Origin of the sequence: Eubacterium sp. MSJ-13, assembly GCF_018918235.1 — a bacterium.
Taxonomy (GTDB): domain Bacteria; phylum Bacillota; class Clostridia; order Lachnospirales; family Lachnospiraceae; genus Butyribacter.
Genome location: NZ_JAHLQE010000074.1, coordinates 1 through 5,374, shown reverse-complemented (window position 1 = coordinate 5,374; position 5,374 = coordinate 1). Strand labels below are relative to the sequence as shown.

The following is a 5,374-nucleotide window of genomic DNA, read 5'->3' as shown; positions in this document are numbered from 1 at the left end:
GCACAAAAAAAAATAAAAAAAAGTACCAAGTTTGTGCACACTTATTTGTATAATCTTGCTATACTAACAATCGTAAACCCCAATACATTATATAGTTTTTGCTACACCCCATAAGTAACAAAAATACCTTCTCCAAAAGAGAGATTGCAGTTTTTTGCAGTCTCTCTTTTACTATGCAAAAATAACGATGGTTTCGTTGACCACACAGACATAATTATGGTATACTTAAGAACATAAAGTGAATACAGACAGGTTTAAATAAAACAGTTATGGTATTCATTCAATAAAAAGAAATTTTCGTGAAAAAATCACAGTAAACAGGAAAGGAAATATTATGGGATTATTACAGGATTGGAGAGAGTACGCTTACGGCGTAGAGATTAATTCAAAAGCAGGAAAGGCGATTTGGGATAAATATTTCAAAGAAGAGAAAGCAGTATATGAAGAACTTCTTTCAAATCCATCAGATATAGTTACCGGAACGGTTAAAGAACTTGCAGATAGATACAATATGGAATTAAACTATATGGTTGGATTTCTGGATGGTATAAATGACAGTCTTAAAGAGCCAAACCCTATCGAGGATATGACAGCAGACACGGTTGTAAAACTTGATATAGATCTTGAAAAACTCTATTACAATATGGTTGAAGCAAAAGCAGATTGGCTTTATGAGCTTCCACAGTGGAACAGCCTTCTTTCTGTTGAAAAGCGCAAGGAGCTTTATCGTGATCAGAAAAAGTCAGGAACTGTAGTTAAGGCAAAAAAAGTCGGAAGAAATGATCCTTGTCCATGTGGAAGCGGTAAAAAGTATAAATACTGCTGTGGCGCAAATAAATAATTTGTTATCTGGAGAGCCGGTTTATCTTAATTTGATGGCCGGCTCAAGATGGAGGTGCCGGGAATGACAGAAGAGAAGGAAGAAAAAAGTTGTGATATAATCAGATATAAAGCATTGTTTACTGATGCAGAGGATATGATATTATTTTTTGATGCAGATGGATTCGTGTGTGAAAAGAATGATGCAGTATGTAAAAATCTCGGATGCAGTATGGAAGAAAAAATTTATATGCAGGATATATTCAGGACGTGTATGTCATTAAGTGACGGGAAGATAGACCTCATAGGACACAAATATGGCATAAGTTTTGAAACAGTGGCATACAGGACAAATGAGACATGTTTTTCAGTGGTCGCATATCTTGTAAGACTTCCAGAGAGTACGGGGTGTTTCGGATTTTGCATGATTCATGATATTGTTCAGCAGAAAGAGACAAAAAAGGAATTGAGAACTGCACAGATGGAGGTTGAAGAGACTCACAAGGAAAGAAATGAGATGGTTGCAAATGTTACTCATGAACTTAGGACACCGGTTAATGGAGTTTTAGGGCTTGCACAAAACCTTCTTGATACACAACTTGATTCTGAGCAGCGTGAGACAATAGAACTCATAGAACAATGTTGTAGAAACATGATAAAGATCATAAATAATATTCTTGATTTCTCTAAGTTGCAGGCCGGCAAATTTACGATAGAATATACAGATTTTAATTTTTATCAGATGATGGATAATCTTGTGGAGGTTAACAGGACACAGGCGGAATCAAAGGGATTGAAACTTATATGTAATGTAGGAGAGGATATTCCTGAAAGCATGATAGGTGATGAACTAAGGATTACGCAAGTTTTGAACAACCTTCTGTCAAATGCCATAAAATTTACATCGGTTGGACAGATTACTCTGAATGTTGTTAAGAGTTTTGAAAACGAGAAAGAAATTGAATTGTTTTTTATGGTTATCGATTCAGGAATAGGTATTTCCGAAAAAGAAAAAGACAAACTGTTCAAAAGTTTTTCGCAGGTTGATGCTTCGATTACAAGAAAATTTGGTGGTACTGGTCTTGGACTGAGTATAGTAAAGAGTCTTGTAGAGATGATGGGCGGAGATATAAATGTTGAAAGTGAAAAGGGTAAAGGAAGTACATTTTCATTTTCGATAAAAGTAAAAAAGACAGTGTCAGGGGAAACTGAAAAAGCAGAACAAAAAATTGAAAAAGCAGAAGAAAAAACAGCATATTCATTTAATTATAGTGGAAGTTTTCATCTCGATGATGAAGAAGAGGAAAGTAATCTTTACAAACTAGGTTCAGAAGAAAATATAAAAGCAATCGATGAGAATTGCGAAAAACTTGTATTATGTATAGAGATGGAAAACTGGACAAGGGCAAATAGTTTTGCAGATACAATAAAAATGCTTGTAGCAGACGACCCGATGAATTTGAAAAGAAAAGCTTTCAGACTTCAGATGACAGTCAGAAAGGGTGATCATCAGGCAGCATTAGATGATTATGAAGTATTGAAAAATGCAATTGATGAGTTTAAACTACAGTCAGAAAGGCGGTGATTTGACATGGCAGTAAGTATGCAGGTGAATGAACAGCCAAATATACTGATAGTGGATGATGTGTCTACTAATCTTGTTATTCTTTCTGAAATGGTAAAATCTACAGGGTGCATACCGAGACCTGTTACCAGTGTAAAGCAGGCACAGACAGCCATTGACAGAAAGATTCCACAGCTCATACTGCTTGATATTTCTATGCCTGAAACAGATGGATTTGAATTCTGTGCTATGTTGAAGGCAGATGTAAAAACAAGAGATATTCCTATCATATTTATATCAGCACTTGATTCTGTTGAGGATAAGATAAAGGGGTTTAAACTCGGAGCAGTTGACTATATTGCAAAACCTTTTGAAAAAGAGGAGGTTACGCTCAGGTTAAATACCCATTTAAAGATTTACAAACTTCAACAGGAGATGGAAGCATATAACAGAAAGCTTCATCAGGTTGTAAATGAGCAGATAACCAGAGGTGCTGAGGAACAGAAAAATGAGCTGAGCGCACTTGCTGATATACTTGATATACAGTCAAATGTTTATGAAAAAGGAATAGACAAAGTTTCGATAAATTGCAGGATGCTTGCGATAAGTCTACAGTTTTCGCCAAAATTTGATAAGGTTATACCAAGTACATTTGTGGATGAGATAGAAGCAGCGTCACAGCTTTATGATATTGGGATGTTGTCGGTAAGTGATGATATAGCGTATAAAAAAACGGCACTTACGGATGAGGAGTGGGATAAGATAAAAAGCCATACTATTATCGGTGCAGATTATCTTAAAAAGATAAATAAGGATAAAAATAAAAACAGTTATCTGGAGATGGCCGCAGATATTGCAAAGTATCACCATGAGAATTGGGATGGAACAGGTTATCCGGAAGGAATTTCAGGTGAGGATATACCTTTGTCAGCAAGAATAGTGGCGGTGATTGATACATATATGGCATTAAATAGTGAAAGAAGCTATAGAAATGCATATACGAAAGAAGAAAGTCTTTCAATTATGAGAAGTGAGGCAGGAAAGCGTTTTGACCCTTCCATAATAGATATTTTTTGTAAAATTCAAAAGCAATTGCAGTGATTTGTTACAGCAGGAGGAAATCTTATGGATTCTATGATGGGAATATTTTATGAACAAAGTTCAAGGCTGATAAGTGAGTTGAGAAATGATTTTTCTTACCATAAAGATGAGAAAAGTTATGGACAGGATCTGATTCAGGAAGTATTTCGTGTCGTACATACATTGAAAGCGGATGCCGCTATGATGCTTTTTGATGGAATTGCATACATAAGTAAAAAATTTGAGAGTCTGCTTTACTGCTTTAGGAACGGACCTAAGGTCATTGAGGATAAGGAGAGGTTTGACAATGTACTCAGTGAATATATAGATTATATAGAAACGGAACTTGTGAAGATTCCAAGCGGTAAAGTTATGGATGAGCCGCCTGAATATATTGCGGATGATATAGACAGCTATGTTGATAAGCTTAAAAATCAATATAAGCTTGCTCAAAGCAGTATTACGGGTGAAGATATTAAGAAGAAAACAAGACAGATATATTATATTCCAGGTGATTCATCGGTTGAGAATGTAAAGAAAGGTGATGGAAAAGTTTTATCTGGTAAATATAAAGATGACAGTGAAAATGGTGTCATAGTTATAAAAAACTCTGAGGTCAGCAGGATAAAAGCTGTAGTTGATAAAATGGATGGCATATTAAGTGCATTACAGAATGGCAGTCTATCTGTTGAGTCACAGATAAAAGAACTTACAGAGATAAAGAATGAATTGTCAGATATTACTGCCAGGTTTACAAAAGATGATTTCTCAGCGATTGCAAAAAAAATGGAAATACTCGTGGATGATATGGCACATAAGCTGCATAAAAACATAAAACTTCTGGTAAAAGGTCAGGAGTGTATGATAGAGAAAGTGAAGCGTGATAAGATATCCACTGCACTTATTCATATGATACGCAATTCTGTAGATCACGGAATAGAAGATATGGAAACAAGAGAGAGGCTTGGCAAGTCTCCTATGGGACTTATTAAGCTTGAATTTTTGGAAAGCGGTGACAATCTGAGGATTGTTGTGGAAGATGATGGAGAAGGAATAAATTCTGAAAAAGTATTGGATGCAGCAAGGAAAGCAGGAGTTTTAAAAGAAGAAAAAGAAAGTTATTCGAGAGATGACATAATGGATCTTCTGCTTATCAATGGTGTCAGTACGACAACTGTGCCTAATGATTATTCAGGAAGAGGGGTAGGAATGGATGTCATAAACCATAATATAAAAGAATTGGGTGGTACGCTCAATATAATGTCTGAAGAGGGATTTGGTACAAAGATAGAAATATCAGTTTGAGATATAAAGATATAATATGTATATGTAAAAGAAAAGCTGTCCATTTCGGACAGCCTTTATATCCTAAGTGTATAGACAGTTTAGATAAGCTGCATCTGAACATCTTTTGTGAGAACATCAGTATAGCTGAAAGAAACTGTTTGTACCGTATCATCTAATTTGTTTTCGACTTCAACAAGGAAGATGCTTGGATAAGTCTCGCTGATAACACCCTCTGTAATATCAATCTTGTGTCTTCCACGGTTTGCGCGGATCTTAACTCTATTTCCGACATTTTTATCAACCGAAGATTTGACTTTTTTAATATCTGCTTGACTCATGTTTCACCTGTACCTTTCAAAAATAGATTGTCTATATTTCAATCTGAACAAAATGCTACAAATAAAATTATAGCATAAAATAGGTGAAAAGTCAATTTTATATGTATAGATAGGTGTTGGGAATGAGGATGGACTGATTGATTGACATATGCAAAAAGTTAATATAACATAATTAAAGATTATGGAAATAAACGATAGTTGATCTGTATTAAAGTTTAAGGAAAAAGCAAGTCCAGCTAATAAATGTCAATACTAAATTGAAAAAATATTGATTTTATTTTCTGAC

Annotated in this window: 5 protein-coding genes; 4 read left to right on the top strand and 1 reads right to left on the bottom strand. The window is 35.0% G+C overall.

Going from position 1 to position 5,374, the window contains the following annotated elements; all coding sequences use genetic code 11:
* Positions 1-334 precede the first annotated feature (334 nt).
* The 4 genes from KQI69_RS04590 to KQI69_RS04575 all read left to right on the top strand — a co-directional run bounded on the left by KQI69_RS04590 (position 335) and on the right by KQI69_RS04575 (position 4,768).
* Complete coding sequence (locus KQI69_RS04590; RefSeq protein WP_216564162.1) at positions 335-841, top strand: SEC-C metal-binding domain-containing protein; 507 nt, start codon at positions 335-337, stop codon at positions 839-841.
* Between the two features lie 63 nt (positions 842-904).
* Positions 905-2,404, top strand: coding sequence for an ATP-binding protein (locus tag KQI69_RS04585; RefSeq protein WP_216564161.1), 1,500 nt, complete (start codon positions 905-907; stop codon positions 2,402-2,404).
* 6 nt (positions 2,405-2,410) lie between these two features.
* Positions 2,411-3,484, top strand: a complete 1,074-nt coding sequence (locus KQI69_RS04580) for an HD-GYP domain-containing protein (protein ID WP_216564159.1) — start codon at positions 2,411-2,413, stop codon at positions 3,482-3,484.
* 24 nt (positions 3,485-3,508) lie between these two features.
* On the top strand, positions 3,509-4,768 hold the full coding sequence (locus KQI69_RS04575; RefSeq protein ID WP_216564157.1) for an ATP-binding protein: 1,260 nt from the start codon (positions 3,509-3,511) through the stop codon (positions 4,766-4,768).
* 80 nt (positions 4,769-4,848) lie between these two features.
* Here the strand turns inward: KQI69_RS04575 and KQI69_RS04570 are convergent, their stop codons facing one another.
* On the bottom strand, positions 4,849-5,088 hold the full coding sequence (locus KQI69_RS04570; protein WP_216564156.1) for a Veg family protein: 240 nt from the start codon (positions 5,086-5,088) through the stop codon (positions 4,849-4,851).
* Positions 5,089-5,374 lie beyond the last annotated feature (286 nt).

Bases quoted from the DNA above. Each gene is read 5' to 3' on its own strand.
- KQI69_RS04590 (WP_216564162.1), top strand. From the start codon at position 335: ATGGGATTATTACAGGATTGGAGAGAGTACGCTTACGGCGTAGAGATT.
- KQI69_RS04585 (WP_216564161.1), top strand. From the start codon at position 905: ATGACAGAAGAGAAGGAAGAAAAAAGTTGTGATATAATCAGATATAAA.
- KQI69_RS04580 (WP_216564159.1), top strand. From the start codon at position 2,411: ATGGCAGTAAGTATGCAGGTGAATGAACAGCCAAATATACTGATAGTG.
- KQI69_RS04575 (WP_216564157.1), top strand. From the start codon at position 3,509: ATGGATTCTATGATGGGAATATTTTATGAACAAAGTTCAAGGCTGATA.
- KQI69_RS04570 (WP_216564156.1), bottom strand. From the start codon at position 5,088: ATGAGTCAAGCAGATATTAAAAAAGTCAAATCTTCGGTTGATAAAAAT.